Origin of the sequence: Pseudomonas sp. W3I7 (assembly GCF_030816095.1) — a bacterium.
Classification (GTDB): domain Bacteria; phylum Pseudomonadota; class Gammaproteobacteria; order Pseudomonadales; family Pseudomonadaceae; genus Aquipseudomonas; species Aquipseudomonas salomonii.
Genome location: NZ_JAUSXP010000001.1, coordinates 6,294,511 through 6,316,011, shown reverse-complemented (window position 1 = coordinate 6,316,011; position 21,501 = coordinate 6,294,511). Strand labels below are relative to the sequence as shown.

16 protein-coding genes and 1 pseudogene are annotated in these 21,501 nt (G+C 50.8%); 5 read left to right on the top strand and 12 right to left on the bottom strand.

All coding sequences use genetic code 11. The features are described from left to right. Positions 1–228 precede the first annotated feature (228 nt). Positions 229–582, top strand: coding sequence for a hypothetical protein (locus tag QF043_RS28875; protein WP_307421098.1), 354 nt, complete (start codon positions 229–231; stop codon positions 580–582). On the opposite strand, the gene QF043_RS28870 is transcribed toward QF043_RS28875, so the two are convergent. The 9 genes and pseudogenes from QF043_RS28870 to QF043_RS28830 form a co-directional block, all read right to left on the bottom strand. Continuing rightward, positions 579–1,610, bottom strand: a complete 1,032-nt coding sequence (locus tag QF043_RS28870) for a hypothetical protein (protein WP_307421097.1) — start codon at positions 1,608–1,610, stop codon at positions 579–581. The genes QF043_RS28875 and QF043_RS28870 overlap by 4 nt on opposite strands. Before the next feature lie 392 nt (positions 1,611–2,002). Continuing rightward, on the bottom strand, positions 2,003–3,151 hold the full coding sequence (locus tag QF043_RS28865) for a PIN domain-containing protein (RefSeq protein ID WP_307421096.1): 1,149 nt from the start codon (positions 3,149–3,151) through the stop codon (positions 2,003–2,005). A 123-nt stretch (positions 3,152–3,274) separates the two neighbouring features. Continuing rightward, positions 3,275–3,604 (bottom strand): hypothetical protein, encoded by a 330-nt coding sequence (locus QF043_RS28860; protein WP_307421095.1) that lies wholly within the window; start codon positions 3,602–3,604, stop codon positions 3,275–3,277. A gap of 389 nt (positions 3,605–3,993) precedes the next feature. Beyond that, a complete protein-coding gene (locus QF043_RS28855) occupies positions 3,994–5,334 on the bottom strand; it encodes a hypothetical protein (RefSeq protein WP_307421094.1) in 1,341 nt (446 codons plus the stop codon). Continuing rightward, a complete protein-coding gene (locus tag QF043_RS28850) occupies positions 5,331–6,488 on the bottom strand; it encodes an ATP-binding domain-containing protein (protein ID WP_307421093.1) in 1,158 nt (385 codons plus the stop codon). Before QF043_RS28850 ends, QF043_RS28855 begins: the two co-directional genes overlap by 4 nt. 17 nt (positions 6,489–6,505) lie before the next feature. After that, the gene (locus tag QF043_RS28845) at positions 6,506–7,855 is read right to left on the bottom strand and encodes a protein kinase (protein WP_307421092.1); all 1,350 of its coding nucleotides are present in this window, start codon (positions 7,853–7,855) and stop codon (positions 6,506–6,508) included. Positions 7,856–8,614: 759 nt separating this feature from the next. Beyond that, positions 8,615–11,042: pseudogene (locus QF043_RS28840) on the bottom strand (S8 family peptidase). A gap of 25 nt (positions 11,043–11,067) precedes the next feature. After that, on the bottom strand, positions 11,068–12,054 hold the full coding sequence (locus QF043_RS28835) for an AAA family ATPase (RefSeq protein ID WP_046070202.1): 987 nt from the start codon (positions 12,052–12,054) through the stop codon (positions 11,068–11,070). 249 nt (positions 12,055–12,303) lie between these two features. Further along, complete coding sequence (locus QF043_RS28830; RefSeq protein WP_154907161.1) at positions 12,304–12,894, bottom strand: DUF6088 family protein; 591 nt, start codon at positions 12,892–12,894, stop codon at positions 12,304–12,306. Between the two features lie 425 nt (positions 12,895–13,319). On the opposite strand from QF043_RS28830, the gene QF043_RS28825 reads away from it, so the two are divergent. Next, the gene (locus tag QF043_RS28825; protein WP_307421091.1) at positions 13,320–14,216 is read left to right on the top strand and encodes a hypothetical protein; all 897 of its coding nucleotides are present in this window, start codon (positions 13,320–13,322) and stop codon (positions 14,214–14,216) included. A 394-nt stretch (positions 14,217–14,610) separates the two neighbouring features. Beyond that, positions 14,611–16,212: a hypothetical protein gene (locus QF043_RS28820; protein ID WP_307421090.1), complete on the top strand. Its 1,602-nt coding sequence runs from the start codon at positions 14,611–14,613 to the stop codon at positions 16,210–16,212. Positions 16,213–16,307: 95 nt separating this feature from the next. Here QF043_RS28820 and QF043_RS28815 read toward each other — a convergent pair whose 3' ends face one another. Further along, the gene (locus QF043_RS28815; protein WP_087716002.1) at positions 16,308–17,918 is read right to left on the bottom strand and encodes an NERD domain-containing protein; all 1,611 of its coding nucleotides are present in this window, start codon (positions 17,916–17,918) and stop codon (positions 16,308–16,310) included. 282 nt (positions 17,919–18,200) lie between these two features. Here QF043_RS28815 and QF043_RS28810 point away from each other — a divergent pair, with 282 nt between their 5' ends. Beyond that, on the top strand, positions 18,201–18,476 hold the full coding sequence (locus tag QF043_RS28810) for a BPSL0761 family protein (protein ID WP_087716003.1): 276 nt from the start codon (positions 18,201–18,203) through the stop codon (positions 18,474–18,476). Continuing rightward, on the top strand, positions 18,473–19,234 hold the full coding sequence (locus tag QF043_RS28805) for an NAD-dependent deacylase (RefSeq protein ID WP_307421088.1): 762 nt from the start codon (positions 18,473–18,475) through the stop codon (positions 19,232–19,234). The genes QF043_RS28810 and QF043_RS28805 overlap by 4 nt, the downstream gene beginning before the upstream one ends. A 44-nt stretch (positions 19,235–19,278) precedes the next feature. On the opposite strand, the gene QF043_RS28800 is transcribed toward QF043_RS28805, so the two are convergent. Beyond that, the gene (locus QF043_RS28800; RefSeq protein ID WP_307421087.1) at positions 19,279–20,631 is read right to left on the bottom strand and encodes a transposase; all 1,353 of its coding nucleotides are present in this window, start codon (positions 20,629–20,631) and stop codon (positions 19,279–19,281) included. Beyond that, on the bottom strand, positions 20,624–21,412 hold the full coding sequence (locus QF043_RS28795) for a transposase (protein ID WP_307421086.1): 789 nt from the start codon (positions 21,410–21,412) through the stop codon (positions 20,624–20,626). Before QF043_RS28795 ends, QF043_RS28800 begins: the two co-directional genes overlap by 8 nt. Positions 21,413–21,501 lie beyond the last annotated feature (89 nt).

The following is a 21,501-nucleotide window of genomic DNA, read 5'->3' as shown; positions in this document are numbered from 1 at the left end:
CTTCGTCGAAAACAGGCCAGGAATGCTCGTGTGCAGCAAGCCAACTCCGTAGGGGGCACCAAACGCCAAGTATTCATGGCTGTAAATCCCCGTTTCAAAGGGCGAGACACGATGTTGGCCAGAGATATGATACGTAAAAATTAAAACGAGGGGTCTGCTAGCAGACTGATCGAAACTCCCAAAACTGGTTGGCAAGATGCGCTTACACCAACAAGTACCGGAGTAAACATGTACCACACCCCTACCCTCGACGACGCCTGTCACGTGCTCACGGCCTTGGATACCATTCCTCGGCCTTACGGAGACAACGAAGGAGATCCGATCAACAGTGATAGCATTTACTACTCGCTGTCAGCTGAGCACCAAGCGATGGTTGACCATGCTGAAGGCGTGGTGAAAATCTACACTCGTACGCCAGATCAGCAGCCGAACAAACGCGCAATTGGCCATCTCCTCAATCGCGGATTCAAGGCCTTCCTGAACCAGGATCAATACGACCCATACCGCTTGGTTGGAGCGGTGGAGACGCAGGGATGGACGCTTATGATCTCTGACCCAAAATTCTACGAGGATGATTTTTAAATATCGTCATAGCGTATAAAGGTGCCGTCTTTAAGACGGTACCCTTCTATAATCCCATAATCCGGGTTTTCTCTGCGTTTTATTTCTTGTTTATGAAGCTCTTGGCACAGCTCAAGAATTGTGGACTCGCCTATCTTGATGTCAGTTCTTTTGCTCTCATGGATTTCAGTAGTCAAAGCGTGGTGGATAGCATCTCTGGCCTTATTTGCACTTTTCCATAGCGGGCGAACGCCGTCAGGCCCTTCCTCTCGTAAGCTGTAAAATAGTTCTCTTGCCCTAATTTTCCCTAACTTAACTCTGTTGTCATTTGCATGACGCTTTTCAGCATTGGCTCTTGCCTTTCTAATTTTTGATACCTCATCAAATCGCTCCATGATGTACTCGGATGATTGGTACATGCCTAACATATAGTTGGCATCAATAAGATAGCTATAGGCCTCGGCCATCAAGCCATTTTCTGATGCTTGCTGGGACTGTATAAGCAGTCCACAAATTCCGAAAATAGCTGCTGGGGTATGATGAGGAGTATCAAGAGTCTGGGATATTATTTTTGCAACTTCCTTCTCGTCTGAAAACATCATTGCATGTCGGATAAACAAAAATAAATCATCGCCGGGATTCCCCTGGCTAACCAACGCAGGGATAAGTCCATTTCTAAAAATCACTTTCAGCAACTCTTTGAGCTTCGATTCTCCGTTTAGGCTTCCATCTTCTATTATGATTTTCAATACTGGAGAAATGCGGCCCTCGAAGTATTTTTCAAAAATACATATAGCCCAGTTCCAGAGCCGATCTAATTCATAATCATAGGTGCGAGCCGGGCGTGTTTCTTTGTGTATGGTATTGCTGAGATCAGGATACTCAGGTAATACGGCTTCACGTATAACTTTAAATAACTCGTCAATTTCGTGTTTCTGAGCATCCCAAATATCAAAACCTCTTCCATGGCGATCTTGTGAATTCCGGTATCGCCGAACAAGCTCAAGAAAAAATTCCTTCGGTATTTGCTGGTCTTCGGGGGAATCCATTCGAGTCTCCGACACTGCTGATTATGTGGTCGAAAGTAGTGTATCGAAGGTTCGTCAGAGCCCCAAGCCCCTGCTAGCAGAGCCTCCAGCCTCCTATCTCGCAGTTTTTCAGGATGCTTCCTACCGAGGACACCAGCCGTAATCCGAGCCCGCAGCACATTTTCATCGATGGCCCACTCAGCATCAGTTGCTGGAATCTCAATGATCATTACCTGCAGACCATAGCTCAAACATGGATCAAGCCGCTTGTAATCCCCATACTCGCATTTTGACCGTTCTCGGCCGTTTTCTGACCGTCGTGAGAGTCAGAAAACGACCCATTGCAACCCCTCGGCATCCGCCTGGAATCGGCCAAAAACGCTCTGTCAGATGAGTCTAGGAACCAGAGTGATTCAGGATGTTTCTTCATCCGGGGGCTGGGGAGACAACCCCAGTAATTCAATGATGCTGTCCGCAAGCTCCTGATCCACCTCGGTGACCCACTGAGTGACCAATGAAAGGTAGAGGTCATTGACGTCTTCATCAGAGATGATCCATCGAATTTGGCTGTTGTCGGTTGCGGCTCGAAATAGCCGTTCGGCATCCTGTTTAGTCAGGTGTTGGAGATAAGTATTTAGGTTCGCAACCGCTGAGTGAGTAGCGGTGAAGTTTCCACTGTCCACCAACTGCAGGATTGCAGCTTCGATCTCACCACGCGGTATTGTAGGGACAACCGCCTGCTGAGGCACAATAGCTTCGACTTCAGGTGCGATAGCTTCAGGAATAGGGCTTTGTTCGTCGCTTACCAACTCCGGAACTTCTGAATCCGCATGGGCTTCGGCAATTATAGCAACCTCAACGCCGGGTTGATTCTGAATGTTTTTGTAATAACCCACGACCTCGTTGATTGTTCTAAAAATCGTCAAGCGACCCCCACCCTTCGACTCAGTCCATTCGTCAGCAAGGTAAGCGAGAGGGCGAGTATTTCTGTCCATTGTCAGAGGGGATGCGTAGTCGCCATCTTTCGAGATAATGAATAGATCACCATCCGGGACGCGGGTTAACAGAGTTTCCCAGATATATCGATCTCCAATGCTCTGCGCTTTTCCTGGAGGATTCCCCTTATTCATTCGTTCCAACGCCTTTTGGTACAGCTCATCGTCTTCAGGGTGACGGGAGGCTTTTTCAAATAGCCGTGAGAGCTTCTGGTCGACCTCTAGCTCGTTGCTTAGTGCGAGAGCTATCGCATTCGCGATTAGAAGCTTCTTTGCCTGCTCCGCGCTCTTTACCGCTTCGTCGTACTGCCTAGCCGCTTCTGTTCCGCGCATATGTTGTGGTACTGCGTTAGGAAGCTGGGCCTTCTTAAAATCAGACATCGCGACCTGCAACTTCGACTCCCGGTTACGTTTAAGCTCATTCTCGACTTGCTTAGGGAGGTGAATGGTCATCTGGCCAGGCGCCGTGAGCTCGATGAGCTCATCAAGGATTTCGAGCTTGTCGTCTGAAAAGGAGTAAAAGTTGAGAAAAATGTTGGTGTCGATGAACAGATGAAGGGCCGGCATCACTGAATATCCTTTAAAGGTGAGTTGGCAGCCTGAACAGATAAGCGCTTACATGGCTGGATCAAGGCCTACCGCTTTAACCGGACCAGAGCAGACTGGCTTGGCGCCTGGGAGGAAAAATGATTACATCGACTTGACCGATACCACTTCTACATACCGGAATTTTCTCCTGGCTGCTTTGGTGGCTTCATGCTCTGCCAGCAGCGTACTAAGAGTATCGGCCTCATGGACGATCTCAAGCATCCTTCCTTCAAATTCATTGCTCACACGGAGAGTCACCAGAAGCCTCGGAGTAAAGGCTTTGGGAACCTTCTTTTTCGCCCCATTTGTTGTGGGCACAGCAGCGACGTCCGGCTGGATTTCTTCCACTGGGGCGGAGCTCACCGGCGCAGATATTTCAGCGTTGCCGAACAACGCTTGGCGCATCTCTTCTTCGGTCCATTCTTCGTTCATGCTGCTTCTCAGGGGCCTGATCACTAAACCAACACAATTCTAACAGCTAGTCATGGCAAGGCAGTTTCCAGCACCTGAATGTGTTCTGAGCTTTACTCTCTGGTGTGGAACAAGGCTGGTCAGTTCGCATCCCTAATCCCCACATCTCAAATGGTCAGATCCAGCGAATCGAGTGACAGATTAAAGGTGGGTTCAGCAGAATCTTTCGGTACCTGCAAGGGGGCAGCGGGCGCTAGATGATGCCTATAACTGGCGTAGGCGCATAATTGCATCGGTGATGGCTCGTGCATTCTTGTCCAGCGTGCCCATGGCCCCAATTGCGTTAAAGCTGACTGAAATCCTTAACCATGCAGCCTCGGCGACTCATGCTAGCAAAAGCATATAATCCTCTACTTTTTCCGTCCTCGCGGCTTGCCTAGCGTGCTGTCATGGCGGAAGCGCTGACCCTCAACAATGCCGTAAGCCTCTTCTAAAGCACGCATCGCTACCATAAGACTCCCGCGCAACGCCTCTTCACGTTCAGCGGCTTCAGATGTTTCTTGGGTCCTTTGCGAGGAAGCTTTCCGTTTGGCGACGTTGGCGAAACAGCCCACGATCATAGGTGCAAGTTCGACGTCAATGAGCCACGGCGAACGCGTACGAAATGGAAGAGGCGCATTCCGTCGTCTATCGAAGAGAATCCTGAGTTCCGCAACTGAAATATCAGCAGTTATTTCGACGTTCAGTTGAAGTCCTTGATTCAACACAGTCCATCCAAAGCCATTGAAATTTCTGAGTGCAGACTCTCGGCCTAGCATGACTGCAAAAGCACAATATGCCGTCACAACTAGTCCCGCCGGATCCATACTCCGGGCAAGATCTAAAAACTCAAATGAACCTGGCTCTATCAAGCTAATTAGAAACCCGTGCTCTAACGGGCTGCGAGCTTTATCAGAGCTTCCAAGAGCATCCATTATTATATCATATCGTTTTTCGCGACTGCTCACGCCCCGTAACTCACGAGTAATCTGAGGAATTGGGCGCTTGAGCAGATCACGTTGGCCCCAATCTGTTTGCCCTTCAAGCCATACTTGAATCTGATGGCCCAGGGTTTCAGATGAAGCATCTTTAATTTCTAAGCTATCAGAAAGAGTCCATAGAAAATCTGACAGACTCACAATGTTGGTCACTGTAGAAATGTTAACTTCATTCTCGGTTAGTACACTTGCCTCCAGCCAGCGCTCCGCGAGAATTGCAAGCGACTTACCTTGCCAACCTCTAACTATTGCTTGCGCACAGACGAATGAAAAAGTTCTACGAACAGAGTCCATCCCCATAGTTCGAAGATCAGCTTCCGAGCTAATAAGCGACGTGAGCTCACCAATAATTAAACCCACAAAGCCCAAAGCTTTAGCAGTATCAAGCGGTTTGAACTCATACGGATTACCACATCCAAAATCTTCAATAGCCCACGCTTTCATAGCAGATGTAATTGGAGTAACGGCACTTGGGAGTGCTAACAATCTTGGGAGTAAAGTGCTTATATTATCGCTAGAGGCAACTATTATGGACGGAGCATCATTATTTAGGCTGTAATCATCTACCCATAGGATACGTATCTGATTATGAGACAACGGATCTCCGAGCTCAGAAATTTTGATTGGATAAGATGTGGCCTTCAGCTCTCCAGGCCTTGAAAGAATACGCACCAGCTCGCCAGCTTCGACATTGACATTTCGAAACTTTTTCATATTTTCTTTCCAAATAAATTCTTTATAGAAATTTTGCCCACGTTAGGTTTCGCAATCGCAGATGCAAAGAAAGCATGAAGAGGCTTATCGTGATAGATATCTAAGGCCGTCTTAGCTCGTGTAACAGCCATGAATGCAACTCTTCTCTCGTGTTTATTGAATGCCGAAAAGTCATCTGCAGAAACGATATGCGTACATCGGTATTCAAGGCCTTTCGACGAATGGACCGTGCTTACCCATATGGGAAGCGATGGATCAAATTCACGACTCATGGCGTTAGTAACAAAGCCAGTCAAGTCCGGTTCCTTATTGAGTTTTCCAACGATTTCTTTAACTCGATCTCGGTGCGGAACGAGAACACCTATCGCTTGGTTTGGATAGACAGCTAATTGTTTAACCAATTTTTTAATTAGAGCCTTTATTTGAGTATCCAAATTAATACCACCGGAAACATCTACGTCTCCCGGGTCACCTTTATATTGATGAGTGTCGAGCATGGAGGTATGCCCAAGTTTTCCGGCCATGATTTTGTCGGCTACTTCAAGAATCGCAGGAGCGACCCGATGGTGATACTTTAGCGTAATCGATGTACCCCAACTGTACTCCTGAAGCCATTGAGATCCGGATACACCAGTGCCGTAAATTCCTTGGCGTAGATCGGCAGCACAGCATAAGTTTTTGGCCAGATACTTGAAAATATCTAAATCTTCGCCAGAATAGTCCTGCGCTTCGTCTATAAATATAACAGGATAAGAGTTCCGGCCATTACCGCTACCCATCAGCTCAGCCATGGCGAGTTTTAGGGCCGTATCCCTGTCGGTATAGGACTCTCCTTCTATTCGCGGGGGTAGAAAGTCGTGATCGCCGAGGACCTGCTCCAGCAATTTACGCTGAGTTATAATCCGGTTCTCAGGAAATGAATAAAGACCCGCACCTGTGCGGACAAAGTTTTGCAACAAGCTGGTATAGCAAACTATGTAAAATTCTGCATCAGGCGATGCAAGAACTAAGTGATTTGCCCGAAGTAGGAGCAAGTTTGTCTTGCCGCTTCCGGGAGGCCCCTTCAGGATTATATCTGAATCAAGGTCTTCCTCAAGAACCTTGATCTGTTCATCAAATAATTCATTTTCATCAATCCACCATGTACCAGACATTGCTAAACCTCCATTGTTTATTCGGCAATCAACTCTTCGATTATCGTAAGCATCCACTCTTGAAACTTATCGGAAAAAGTTTCAAGATTCTCAAGAGCAGGCCCGAGTTTAGTCCACCCTATTTCTGTGTCGGTTAGCCCCCTAGACGCTCTGACATAAACATCTACTGTTTGCCGGTCTTGGAAAATTTCTATCGCAATTTGAAAGCGAAAGTTAGTATTAAGACCAAGCTTGGGTGCTGGATCAAAGGAGTAGGTAATGGCTGGGCTAGGATATATATGCCCGTTGATAGTTGTCGCTCTTGACGGCATGATACTGCTTAGCTCTGCAAGCGCAGCATCGAACTGAGCTCTCGCAAAGCTCACCGTTTGAGTTAATCTCATTTCATCTAAACGACGTTTTTCTAGTTTCTCGAGCACATCCGCACGGCTTAAAATATTAACAAGCCTTAGTCTTTGCTGAAGAGCATCTTTTCTTGCGGCAAGAGATGGCTTAACTGGCTCATTAACGGAGATCATAAAGTCCTCCCAGCAAACTAACTCAAGCCTTTCAAGTGGGTTTTTTAGTAGACACCGGGTCGCAAGACTGCATAAATGATGGTCAACCTCGTCGGATACCACTACGACTTGTTCATTGTTTATGGCTACCACGAGATCAGCATGTCTCCCCGTCGCGTCGTAGAAAATAGGTTTTCGGACAATAAGATCATGTAGTACTGCGCCGATCTGATAAAAGGTAATGGCTCGCCAACCATTTAGCGAATCCTCCTCACGACCGTGTATCATTTCGGGCGGGCTGTATTGATGCGTCCCAATGAAAGCTTTTGAAACCTGCAAAAGTGTAGCGGAATTGTCACCGTGCGGCTTCATAACCCCGAAATCTAGCAATTTCAAAGAAGAGTAGTCTTCGTTCACATGTATATTACTTGGCTTTATATCGCGATGTGTAAACCCCCACAGTTCGAGCTGCATAGCAGCCCTGGCTAATTGCTCGATTAGCACTGCTATATTTTTAGGAGGGATTAAATGCAGAACATCGCTTAGCGGCCGCCCCTCTGCAATGTCCATTGCAACGAAGAAGTGCTCAGTATCCTTACACATGCCTGCGTCAATGATATTTACTATGTTCTGATGTCTTTTTTCTATAAGAGTCCGTTCACGGTCAACTCTTACCTGCTGCGCTTCCCGACCATACTGTTCGGTCAGAGTGGGGTGAAATACTTTCAGTACTGCTACCCGCTCAGCATGTTGCGCATGCAAGACAACAGCCGATTTCCCATGCGATATATATTCTGTAAGCCTCCAACCCGCTACCTCCTGCCCTGCTATAAGTTTGTCCGAAAAAACTTTGGCTTCTGCAAAATCCATTTATATTTCTCGCGCAATTAGCACCGGATGTAGCGGAAATTTTCAGCAACTAGCATAACCTCGCATCCGCTAGCAGCCGCCTCACCTAACCCACCATTACAATGTTGTACAAAATCGAGGGAGTCCATGTGTGACCGTATTTCTAGAGCACTGTGGTTAGAGGTGCTCCAGTAGAACTGATAAACTCCAAATAAATCTTTACATTTAGCACTATAACAAACTGAGTAGTTCCCAACTGGCTCAATTAAAATAAGCGAGGAGGCCCCTGTAACATATCCCGCCGCAACAAGTGCATCGCCCGTACAAAAAAGCGCTTTCTCTCGATAAGCAATGCCAAACCGATCAACGAACCATTCGTTCAAGATTTGATGAGTAGCGAGCGGCATATCTCGGGGTCTTCTTGACCTATGAAGATTTGGATTCGAGATTACCCCCATAGCGCCTGACAGGTGCTTGGCTGAATGCGCACGAAAAAGCTTCGGGCCAACTGATACCATTTTTGCTTCCTTTTCAATGGGAGTGCCGCGACCACAAACGGGCTAGTGACGTACCTCTGAACGTCATCTATGAGTAAGGCGAAATCCGTTTCGTAGCACCTAACTTGGATCGCAAGGAGCGCAGCGGGGCCATTCGCCTTACCCATCATAGATACATCCAGCGAGCCGGGGGAACTGGGCGTACGAATCCATAGGAAACCGCACTATCCCGCAGGTTTAGGGATACAGGCTGGAGAGGAATCACAGCGAATGTTGATTACCCTCAATTCTGCAATCGAACAGCAGTCATCTTAGCCCTTTGCTGCTCCTTGACCACTGCCTGCTGATCTATTCGCGTCTGGATTTGGGTATAGAGCTGAGCCCTCTCGTTGTCGCGGTCAGCCACCGTAACCACCAACGAATACTGTTCCTTTTCTGCAGCCGTGGGATTCCAGTCACGATCCTGCCTGACTACGACCACAAACCACTTCTCGCCGGGTTTCCCTTGTTTGAACGTCCAACGAGAAGACTGAACCGTGCCATGGTTTCTCATCTGGGCGGGAATGTCGCGATTTGTGTCCCTGGCCTCTTTGAGTACCTCCGTCTTCTTTTTCATCTCCTGGCTAAAGTGTTTCTGTACCTCCTCCAGCGAGATGCCCGTGACTAGGCGGTAATAAATTTTGGGTAGCCAGATATTCAATCCGGGTAGTGCGGACTACTGGCGAGTAAGCCAGTGTTATTGAAAGCTCTCGTGTCCCTCGAGCGGAGCGCAAATAGTCCTCCGGTAACGGCAGTTCGAAGAACTGGCATCCGTCGTTCTCGATGGTTTCCTCTGACATCAACACCACGACGTTATCGGAAGACCTGAAAAGATCAGCCTCACTCACCACACCATAGCCGGCCACATCCCTTTCTACATCACGGTTCCAGGTGGCCTTCGCTTTCTTGTAGCTCTTTCGAAATTCCTTCGAAAACGTCGAGGTGACCGTATCCGGCAGGTAAGCCTGATTGACCAGCATTGCGCGAAGCATGTTCGCAGACGCCGTTGGGTAAGCGTTCAGCAGGCGCCCGGCTAGGTGAGTGATGTACGGCGCCGCCAAGCTGGTCCCGCTGATTTCCTTAAAGACGGTATTCCCGCTCCACTGATGGTTGAGCGTTAACACACCCAAACCCCTCATGTGTGGCGCCCATTGTGCGTTTGCTTGCCTCATAGGGCTGGCGAGATTGCCACCGGCCGCAACTAGCTCGGGCTTGATCGCCCCTTTTACCGACGGGCCGTGCCGAGTGAAGGGAGATGGTTGGTTTTCCGATGCAGGTGAGAGGTGGTAAATCTCCGGATACTTCTGGCTATCAATCGTAGAATTGTGTCGGGAGATGCTTCCAACCGTCAGCACCATCATTGCAGGTGCGGGGTCGATGATGGCGCTCTGGGCAGCAATTAAGTACTCCGGGTATTCATCGCGCCAACTGTTGATTGGGACTGGTGGGCTTTCGGAGCCACAGAAATTGCCCGTAGAAACAACGAACAAAATGTTGTAGCGCCTAGAAAGGACATCCAGGATATAGGCTAGCCCTCTGACATGCGCACCATCGTAGGGAGCATTATTGTTGCCCAGCGAGAGGTTGAAGATCCGGCAGCCGAGTTCAACGAAATGCTCTACAGCCTTCGTCAGCGATACCTCGAGTGTGAGCTCGTCGTAGACCGCATTACCTGTATGCGGACATTTCTTCATGACTTTTCCATTGAAGAGCCAGAACTCCGGCTTCCAGAAATTCGAGTTGTTACAACCCTCCACGTCGCCGTACAGGGCAACGCCGGCCACAGCGGTGCCGTGACCTGCTTCATCTGCATCACCTTCTTCATCGACAAACGAGGCGCTCTCAGCCATTGCAGGCTTCAGGAGGGGATGATTCCCGTTAATGCCGCTGTCTAGAATGCAAACGCGGGCTGCGTCATTAGGTGGTGGCGGGATGTTGAGAGGCAACTCATTGATGTCTCGGTTCAGCTGTTGAATGCTAATGCCAGTGGCTGGGATGAGGTCCACCAGACGAACATCGCGCTGGTTAAGCAGCAACTGTGCTTGTTCGGGGGTGACCTCGACCCGGTACATGAGCAGGCTGTCCAGATTTATTCTGTCGAGCTTCTTGATGTGCTCGGCGGCTAGCCAGGTCTCGAAAGAGGTCGTGAGCTGAACACGACTTGGGTGATGCGCAACCTGAATAGGCCACAGTTCGACATCGAGCTTGAAGGTGGGGGTGTCTGGCAAGCCTATATTCGTAAGAGCCCAACTCTTCCGATCTTCTGCGGACCAGGCATCTACACCTGCAATAGCCTCGAGAATCTGGCGATGGGTCAAGTTGGCGTCCATGACACCCAGCTTTTGCAGATGGGCGGTAAATTTTGCCAAACCCTCTTCGCTCGCGAACACTACGCAGAGTTGCTTGCCTTCTTGGCTGATAAACTCCAACCCATGCGTATTCAGGTTGGCGAAGGTCAATGCGCCCTCGTACTCCAGCTTTAGAACGTAAGGGGATTTGTCTGAAGAGCCAATTTGCTTCTTGGCCAGCCCCTCCGCTGTGGCGAAGTAACCGTTGAGCTTTTGACCGTGACCAAGCCGATCTTCGCGGGTGACGAAGTGAGGGGGGCTTTTGGTCCGACGCGAGTTATCCAGAACTTCACGTGTAATGCTCAGATGCTTGTAGGTTGCCACTGCTTCTTCCTTGAAAATTTATATTTTAGGACTTTCTGAGGTCCTCCCGCACGAGAGCGCTTTTAAGCTCCTTGATGGTCAGAAACTCTTGCTCTCGCAGGATCATCCGCTTGGCGGCGCGGCGAATAACCCGCTCGATATCCGCGCCGCTCTTACCTTTAAACTCCTTCAATACTTCTTTGTCGTCAATCTCGAATTGACGACGGATCCCTCGCAGTTTCAGCAACAAGATTTCCTTCAACTGCTTTTCATCAGGAAGCGGAAACTCGATCGACTCATCAAATCGTCGCCAAATGGCAGAATCTAAAATCTTCTCATGGTTGGTAGCCGCCAGGATCAAACTAAGACCTTCGTATGAGTCCATCATCTGAAGGACCGCGTTCACAACACGTCTCAGTTCGCCATGGTCGCCACTATCACCACGTTCTTTACCGATGGCATCGAACTCATCGAAGAGAACAACAAACGGATGTTGGGCAATAAAATCGAAGACCTTGCGAAGGTTAGCTGCCGTTTCGCCCAAGAACGAGGACATCAATGCATCCAAGCGGACGATAGCTAAAGGTCGATCAAGCTCGAAGGCCACGACCTCTGCAGCCAGCGTCTTTCCGCAGCCGGGCGGGCCGAAGAAAATCACCTTGCCAGCGGGCTTCATCCCGTAGCTGCGCAGCACATCAGCACGCCGGTTCTCCTCAAGGATCTCCTCCAATGCAGCGGAACTGCTGGGGGGAAGTATCACTTCATCAAGAGACCGCTTTGGAGTTCTTATATCGAGCAGTGGTAAACCACGCTCCTTGTCTACGGGAACGTCGTAGTGAGCTCGTGGCGTATTACTGGATGCCTTGAGATTCAAATCGCTGCCGTAGAGGATCTGCTCCAGATCGTTAGCCAGAAGATGATGCTGCTTCTGCCGCTCCTCCTCGATAACCGCTTTAGAGGCAAGACGAAACGCATCGGCATCGCCAGCGGTACCTGCTCGGAACAGCTGACGGAGAATTTTTCCATTTGCCATAATTACCACCTTCTAAGTTATTGATTAATAAACTTATATAGACTTCGACAACCCTGTCACGACTACATAATTTCCAATAACTTGTCTCGCATTTTGATTTTCATAATCAGGCACTCCATTCCCAATTCAACATCTGTACACACACGTGCTAACACTTTGGAGCCGGGCAGCTGGCATGGCGGCGTAGCCTAGTTCATGTTGGAGTGGTCTTAAATGGCCCCTCCCGAAATTCCGCCGAGCTGCAACCTGTCACCCCACCTCTCGACCGATTGCAAGAGCCATCCAAGATGGCAGTAGCGACCGCACCGAGCTCAACGCCTGCCAGTCGATGGGAGTCAGCTGTTTACGCAGCCTTTCCATCACCTCACCTATACGCCGCTCTCCCAACCAAGCCAAGGCTCGAATTACAGCACCGGCAGTCGTGGAGCCAAGCGCTAGCATCCAGCGAGGGGCGTGTCTTATCTCCGCCGTTGCATCTCCCACTTTAAGCGCCCGAGTACGCCCATTGCTGAGAAAAACGTTCCCATCTAGGGCTTGCGCCGACAGACCCAGCATCTTTGCAGAGCGCGCCCCATCAAGGACGATCTCTTCCTGATTCTTCGAAGCCAGGGCGCTAACAACCTTATCCATCGACGGCGTTGCTTGCTTGCCCAGGTCTGTAATGGCGGCTAGGTAAAGCCCACGAGCCGCGCGAATGAGCTGCCCTGCCTTCGCCAATCGTGAAAGCGCCTGATCTACAGCAGCCCGGCTCCCCAAGTGTAGAAACTCTTTGGGACTCAGTAAGCCACCCTCAGGCAGACGCCTGCTGTGGTCTAGGATCGATTCGGGGAGGGTCTTCATAGGGCTTAAATAACTATCGCAATTCTGATGTCAGAAGTTTATTTTTATTTCTGACATTGATCAAGTAATGATCATCTCCAACCGTCAGTCAATTCCTCTGGTATCCGCCTGCCGCTACATGTTGGCGCCGACGCTAAATTGACCCTAAAGCCGAGATATCACTGACCTAACCTGAATCTCGAAACATTGCGATTGCGGAAGTGGCGCCAGCTTGAAGGCAGCCTCGAGCCGATAAGTGGGTCAATCCCGCATAGGCCTCAACAAGATGGCGGCGAATGCAATCCCGCCTCCCACTCAATCTGTCATTTGGCCTTAGCAAGGTGATTATCCAGATTAAACCGCAATAGGTAGCGCTTGCTGTCATTTTGTCGCTATTATGCCGAAACGCCCGCAAAATGCCCTCAAAATGACAGCGAGTATCGTCCATGGCCAGATTAAGCGTTCGCGACTTTCCTGATAACTTGCACCAACTGCTGATCCAATCAGCTGCCAGACATGAACGCTCTCTAGAGGGGGAAACCCGGTTTGGTTTGGCGCGCTACCTTGAATCTCTCAAGGCACCCAAACCTGAGGAGGCGTCCTTGTGTGAATCCTGGCAGCGCTCTACAGGCCAGCGCTTGCAAGCGCTATTTGCGCGCTTGCGCGAAGACAACGTTTTTTCTTGGGGCGAGCGCAGCGATTTGCCTCACTTAGCCTTGGCCTTGGGGGAACCGTCGCCGGCAACGCTGATGAACTGCATCGAAGGTCGTGAAGCGCTGCCATTTGATCTGGCCATACGTATTGCCGATCGCTATGGGTGCAACCTGGAGTGGCTTATCAACGGCTCTAGCACTATGTTCCCTTACCCAGAAATTGGCGGTGACTATCGCGAGTTTTTCGAGCCGGCTGTCAGAGGCACCGGTATCAGTATCAAGCTGGTCCGGCTCTGCACCTCTGAGGATGCCGAAGGTAATCCAGGCCGACATGACGGTACCTTGCTGATGTTCAGATGCAAGGACGACAAACTAAGCATTGCCGCGGGGTATAGCGGTCGCTTTTATCTAAATGGTCATATGGGTGGTGGTGGCCATAGTTGCCTAGAAGGTTTCGTCAAATTTCTCAATGAGAGTAAAAACTTGCAATTCAGCGAATACAACTGCACGGCGCCGATTGACGAATCTGCGATGTGGGACCACCACCCCAACTACTACCTTGACCTCAAGCATTGCAGTCAGGCGTCCTGGCTATACCCACTGCGTGCAGGTCGGTCGCCTTCCAGCATTGACTGGACGCAGCAACATGCCTATATGAGCCCAAAGCAAAACGATCAGCCGCTTTCATAATCAACGTCTTAACGCTAAGGCGAAATTGACACTTGTGTTGACGTGAGACTATCCCACCTTTAAATCAACACAAATCTAGCAAAGGTAGCGGTGCGCGAGGATGCTGAACGGGACAGTGGTCCCGGCAACTGAGTCAATTCGGCGCTGGCGCCTACATTAATGGCTATGGTCAAGGCGCGCAGGCTGAACCTCATCTCGTGGCAGGACTTGCAACGGCGTCCTTCTCCAAACAAGGCTAGCTGTGAACCTTGAGGCTTCGCGCTGTTTTCGGACCAAGCCTTGGAGCAACCTGGACCAAGGCGTTGTTTGCTTGCGCCCAATGTATGTCTGACAAATTTTCGCTAGGCGCATGTGCGCCTTGTCAGTAAAAGAATGGACAAGAAATGATTACCCTATGACAGCTCCTACCCAGATTGACACCACCAGCTTGCTCACCATATTGGGCGTTATCGCCGCTGTGTGGGCGCTGATCTCTCCTACCAGCAGACTTCGATTTCGTTTCTGCACGACTTGGGTAGATTCGGTTGTTGGTATATCGGCCTTTCTTCTCGTCCACTATCTAGTGTTTGCCCCCGCTTTGGAGCAGCTTGGGCTGTACTACAGCCTGGGTCCTTGGAAATGGGGACTCGACAGTCCCAGTGCGGTTTATCTGCTTCTGCTTTCGACTGCTCTCTACTTCTTTTGGCGAACACGGTTTCCTAAGCTTGCTCGAAGCAGAGTCCACGTCTTTCGTGAGTTGATTGAGAACTTGCACCTCACCAAGCGCTACGACGAGCTGGTAGTGCTGGTCGAACCGCAACTGCTGAAACTCATTTCGCTGACACAGCAGCAATCCTGGTTGGTGCGCTGGATTGATGGCCTCGACAAGCCCAAGATTGACCTCGCAGCGCTCTTACGCGGGGAATCCGCAGCCCCCCTATCAGCTTGGCGCAAGCACTGGCGTGGCATGTTGCACAAAGTGAAGTCTTGGCGAATGGCTCGGGACGAGGCCAGTACGCAAGCCCGTGAAATCCTACTGAACCTCGTTACCTCACCTGAGCTAACCGTTCACTTGGCGCAGGCCCACCCACATTTCTGCCTCAAGCTCCTTGAAACGGACGAGGCGATACGCTCCGACTTCATTACGCTTTACATTGATGCGTTGCTGGGCGCGCCGGGAAGTCGCCTCTACGTCGAGCTGAAGAACAATCAAAACCTGAATGGCGGAAGCCGCCTGTATCTGCCGGAGAGCAATCGACTGCTTCGCTTCTTCTTTGCCGATGCAGCCACGGCGGTGAAGAACGGCTTGGATGCTGCCATTGGCGACTCAGTACGCCGCCGATTGGATGAAGAAAGACAATTGTCCGATAAGCTCAACGAGCCGCTAGGTTCCTACCAGGAGACAGGGCGATTTCGCTGCCCGATCAATTCGGGCATCACACTCTTTGAGATCATGGTGCACGAAGGCATCCATCAAGGGCTGCAAGACCACATGTGGCTCCACTACTTTGGAGACTTTGCCGAAAAGATCCTCAAGAAAATGTCTGGGCCACCCGACGAAGAGGCCTATCAGGAGTGGCCAACACCTTTTCACTACCTCCTTTGCCGCCTGGTCAGCATCGCCACGGATTGGGCTGAGCAGTGCGCGCACATGGATGATTCAGAAATCCCGCAGGCAACCCGTTCTGCCGATCGCTTTGATCGCCACTACATCTCCAAGCAAGCCACCAAGGCGCTTGGTTCGATGCTGGAAGACATCATCCCAAGTGAAAAACTGTCAGCTTCGTTCAAGACGTATTTGCTGGAAATCGTCATTCGAAGCTATGTAAAGCTCCAGAGCGATCCGAAGATGGCGGATGTTGCATCGTCATTCCTGACAGCCGTGATCGAGGGGGCCGACTTACTAACAAAAGTCGCCTACCGGCAGGAGCTTCGGAATGTGTTCGGAAGACTGGATCACCTCTTGAGGGGCGACGCATTCGTCTTCAAAAACGCGCTGGACGCCTCGCTTCCTTGACGCTCCGATTGGCATATAGTTCTGGGCTTCGCTGATGCCGGATTGCTTTCAACCAGTGAAACAACTACGTCAATGACAGAACTTCCGCGCAACTGCTACACGGGTGAAGACCGTTGTTCCAAGCGGGCTCGCTTTCTTTCTCGTTCTGCTTTCCTTGCAGCGCGGTCCCTGCTCAACTCAACCTCTCTCATGGGGTGGTTGATGAAGTGCTGTTCGTAGGTACGGATCAATCCAGCATCGTGACTTGCCATAACCTGCTCGAAAACGTAATCCGCGTTCCTGGCGACGATTTCGTACTTATCGGTTTCAAGGTTTCTATTCGAGATCAGTAGCAGCGCCTCTGGAGTGAAATTACCGCTGCTCCAAATTTCAAACCGCTGCGGCAGATATCCCCATTCAGAATGATGCTTAGCCACTTCACGGAGCACAGGAATGCGCTTGTCGAGCCATTTGGCGACTTCTGCGTCATCAACATTGCCCAGGGGATGTACTCCCTTGCACTCAATGAACACCACGTCTCGATGCCTCCTGACTACCAATACGTCAATTTCGGCCTGCCGGCCAAGGCTGTCCTTAACCTTCCGGTTCACTTCAGGATCGCCGCCCGGGAACGTGGACTTGGCAATGTGAGCAACTGCGAACTCAAACAAACTTCCTCGCAAAGTGGACCCGGCGCCCTCTATCCGCGAAAGCACGTTGAAAACTTGATCCAGTGACTCAGGGCTGTCCAAGAGCTTGGCCGTGTTTTCGAGTAATGAGCACAGGCTTTTCAGGGCTCTGGCTACCTCTAGGCCGAAAAGGCTTTCAGTAGTGGCAGGAATAATGCCCTCTGCTTTTAGGAGCGAGAATGCTTCGGTGGAAAACTCCTCAGCTACAAAAACCTGCAAACAGCGGCTTACCTTTGAAAGGTTTCGCAGCGTCACGCATTTTTTGACAAATGCACTCAGTTCCTCCGCAGTTACCCGTCCATCCAAAGCAATATCGCAGACAAAAAATCCGCCCTTAACTCCGGCAGCCTCAGAATACGAACGCATCGGAAACAGAAATGATGGACCCGCCATATCCCACTGAAACGTACCTACCTGAGGCATCTTCTCTAGCCCATCGTCCTCACGGGTTTTGACGGCGTCGTAGCTCACCAGCCCTAATTTTCGTGCCCAGTCCTTTACCGCGATCAGCGCCAATCGCTCTGCAATGTTTCGAGCCTTGAGTTTGGCCAGCGTGTTCCCGTCTTGGAGAGGCATTTCTTGATCGCACCTCACGACGCATGTATCCCCTCCGGGCAGTGCTACTTCCTTGACCAGACTCGCGCTGATCAACCGTTCAAGCAGGCTTTCGGCCGAGACATGTTTCAACTGAGCAACCGGCGCTCCACAGGCGATAAGGAAATGAGACCGCAGCATGAAGTTGGAGCGCATTTTCAGGGCTTGGAGGGCTGAGTAGTAGGCGCTATTCGTCTTCTGAAGAGCATCAATCAGATTGGAAAAAAACTTCGGCGAGCCGTAGTCGGATCGTAGATACACAAAGCGGGCACGGTGAGGAAAGATCAGGTGGCTGAGCTTTCTCATATCTTCAAAGCCCCGCTCAACCCGCTTGCGAGCGGCCGTAGGAGCCAGGTTGTATTGAGATTCCAGAATCTTCGCGAGCTCACTACTCAGCATCGGGCCGTTCTTGGCCAGAATTTTCGCTATCGCATCCTGCGCCATTTTGCCTCCGTCATACCAATGTCACACAGCGCTATTTATATAACTTGTAAACAAGTGCCGTTCTGTATGCTGTTTGTATTCTATGAAAGGCCTAATTTACAAGGCTTTCATAGGGCCGAGTCAGCGGAAAATCAGGAAAATGTCACAATAGCCGAATCTGGGACTCCTCCAAGGCGTTGCTTTAGAAGCCCGGAGCCTGTTTTGCTCTTAGACCACCTTAGAGAGCTAAACTGAAGATCTGCGGGGCAGGAGCCGCTGCGCGATGTTTCAGAGGGCCTCAATATGACCATGCCAAATGAACGTACCCGGGCTGTCATCCAAACGGGAGAGTTTCTCCTCGAGCTATCTCGAGATTCCTCGTTACCAGAACGAATACGCCGTGACGCCAAATCTCTCCTGCGCCACTATCCAAATCCGTTTCAGATGCTGCTGGCGGGTCGGATCGAAGAGGCGTCAGATCCTGACGTGTCTCCAATGGGTCCGGTTTTCAGCTCTTCCACCGAAAGCAGCTATCACTCCCCGATCACTTACGCTACAGACGCGAAAGTTCCCAGATGAACGATTGGGATAGAGCTATCGGAGCCCTGGCCGCTGCTCGAAAAGTCGTGTTTTTCACCGGCGCCGGCGTCTCTGCTGCAAGTGGGATTCCAACATTTCGCGACAAGCTCACAGGCTTTTGGGAGAAGCACGACCCTGAAAAGTTGGAAACAGCACGAGCTTTTCGAGAAAACCCTCAACTGGTCTGGGGGTGGTACCTGTGGCGGCGTTCCCAAGCTGGCCAAGCCCAACCAAACGCCGCTCATCTTTCTATTAGCCGACTGGCGAGCACTGGCATACAGGTTTCGGTTATCACTCAGAATATCGATGACCTGCACGAGCGCGCGGGATCTCAGAACGTCGTGCATTTGCACGGCAGCTTGATCAATCCGATCTGCTTTGCCTGCAAGCGTCCGGCGGAACTCACAACTGATCAATTCCAGGTTTCTGAAGAAGGACAATGGGTAGAGCCTCCACGGTGCACCCGGTGCAATGGGAAACTCCGACCAGGAGTTGTGTGGTTTGGAGAGGATCTGCCTTCAGGATCTTGGAAAGCAGCATTGGCTGACGTCAAAAATTGCGACGTTCTGATCTCCGTCGGGACTTCAGGAATAGTCAGGCCTGCAGCGGATATTCCTGAAATCGCGTCGACATCTGGCGCGACGGTCATCCACGTCAACATTGTAGACGTTTGCCTAGGGGCTCCAAATGAGCTGATGCTCATGGGCTCGGCCGAGCAAGTGTTGCCTGCATTGTTGCAGGCAACACCCTCTTCATAGGACTGACAATGTCTTGGGAGGACACGCAACTGCTTTCTTAGCGCTTACTTTGCAGGCCCTCTGGGCTTAGGTGACCCTTTGGACTCTGATAGCAGTCGGCTGTACGCATCCTCTAAGCCTTCTCGAGTTTGGGCGGGCAATGCTGGTTTCTTCTCTCGCTTGGGCTTCGAAGGGAGATTGGACGGTGAACCCGGGGGATGGAGCAGCTCGAAAGTCTTGCGCTCCTCGGCTGTAAGGGATGAAACAAAAATCTTCTCGCTCACACGTGAAGCACGATCGTCCTTGGCAAAGCTCAAGACGTTTGATGGCATCGGCACCGGGAACGGGCAACGAAGATCAGGCCTGCCCCCGGTTTTGCTCTTATGAACGCTGAGGCGAATTAGCTCCTCGACGTCGTCCCTACTGCTGGAGTAAAAGGCTGAAAGGTATGCCTTGTTGACGTCCTCCAAAGTAATCGTATGGCGACGAGCTGCACGGGCCTCAAGATACGCCACCTTGATCAGTTGAACCGCCAGACGCTTTATACCGAACGTCCAGCGATACAGCTCATGTACCAGGGCGCTTGGATCTGCAGATACGCGCCCCCCGCTCACCCGTATGCATTCTAGAACATACTCCTTCCAGGCCTTCGAGTCAGAATGGTCCGGTAGCATGACACGGGGTTCAGAGAGAAGCCGTTGCTTGTCCTCACTGTTCCTTGTCAGCAATTTGTGACCCAGGCTGTAGTTGGCGACATAGACCATCGGAACCCCAAGCCCGGCCATGGTAAGGAGAATATCCGTAACGCGGGCCACCCCTTGACCAGTGCTCTGATGCTGCATCTCTTCGAGCATCATTAGTGATACACCATCACGATTAACCCTACGCCGGCACTCCGTCAGTAGCTTTGATGTATTCGCTCTAACTCCTGTCGCGTCGCCACCTAGGAAGTCTTCCAACAGCTGCCTGCCGCCAGCCTTACCCCTGGCGCTGGCGTACCAGTACGAGATTAATATATGAGGTTCGTGGTAATGAGCGGATGCATAGGTTGCAGGTCTAGGCATCACCTTCATCAGCGCACTGATAGTTTGGCTCTTCCCAACCCCTGCAAGGCCGGTGAGGCAGATAGGAAACGCCTCGTGCTCAGGGGGGTGATATAGCCGCCGCTGATATTGCTGGTACGTGGAGAAACTCTCCGCCGAAAAGCTGCGCGCACGATCAACAGTGTCTTTGATGAAGTCCAAAGAAAACTGGTTGGGAAGGAAAATCGTCTTCAGTACCTCTGACAAACGCTCAGCGGCCAATGCAGGGCTCAATTCCTCAAGCCCGGCTACCGGATCAGGTTGCACTGTAATCAAACTCCGGATATCAGCCAGCGTGTCTAGCCCGTCAAAGCGCGCAGAAAAGATGTTAGTCATTGCCTTTCCCCATCAACCGCTTCTGGTCGGCGGCATCACGCTCAGCCGCTCCGCCCTTCGCAGGGCGCCCAGGCTTGCGGGTACCACTGTCCCAGGCCTTGCCAGTGGCGTGAAGAAATTGGGCATTGCGATCCTGAAGGATTGCGGGCTGCTCTTCACGAAGCTGCGCATTGCCGCGCAGCCGATTCTCATTGAGCGCCTGAAGATCCGACAGAGAAATGTCGACGCTGCTGGGGTGAACGCTCGCTGGCTTTACAAAGTCCAGCTCGTACAAAACGCCTTCTAATTCGATCCAGATATGTCTGACACACATCGTCATGACATAAGCGGTTACCGGTATCTGGCCATTGAACGCAATCCGGTCAAAAACTTCGGTTTCAATCAACTTCGGTGAATTGTACTTACGACCGTAAAAATAAACGCCACTCCTTTTGATGTGCGCCGGACGAGGAGTCAGAAATTCTCTCACTGCGTAGTCAACACTCACCTCCGTGCCGGAATCGTAACCAAGATCACTATAGAACTTGTAAATGTTATGTGGGGTGGGACTGAAGCCCACCTCCAACATCTCAGGCGTCATCTTCCCTTCAGTACCTGAAGCATGGTTATCGTAAATAGCTTGCAGAATATGCCGCTTGCATATCTCTACAAAGTTGAGAGAGCTATGAAAGTGTGTTGGCTGATCATTGTCAGATTTGGTCCTAGGATGCGACGATTCAACCGTTGCTTTCGACTGACCCGAGTGAGTAGGAGTCAGTTCAAGTCTGGATAACCAACTCATCATTTCGCCACGGCCGGCCAAAGTGGAAAAATACCCCGTTGACTGGGAGGCCCGAGATTCTCGGCTGCTCAGCATGATACGAATGGCGT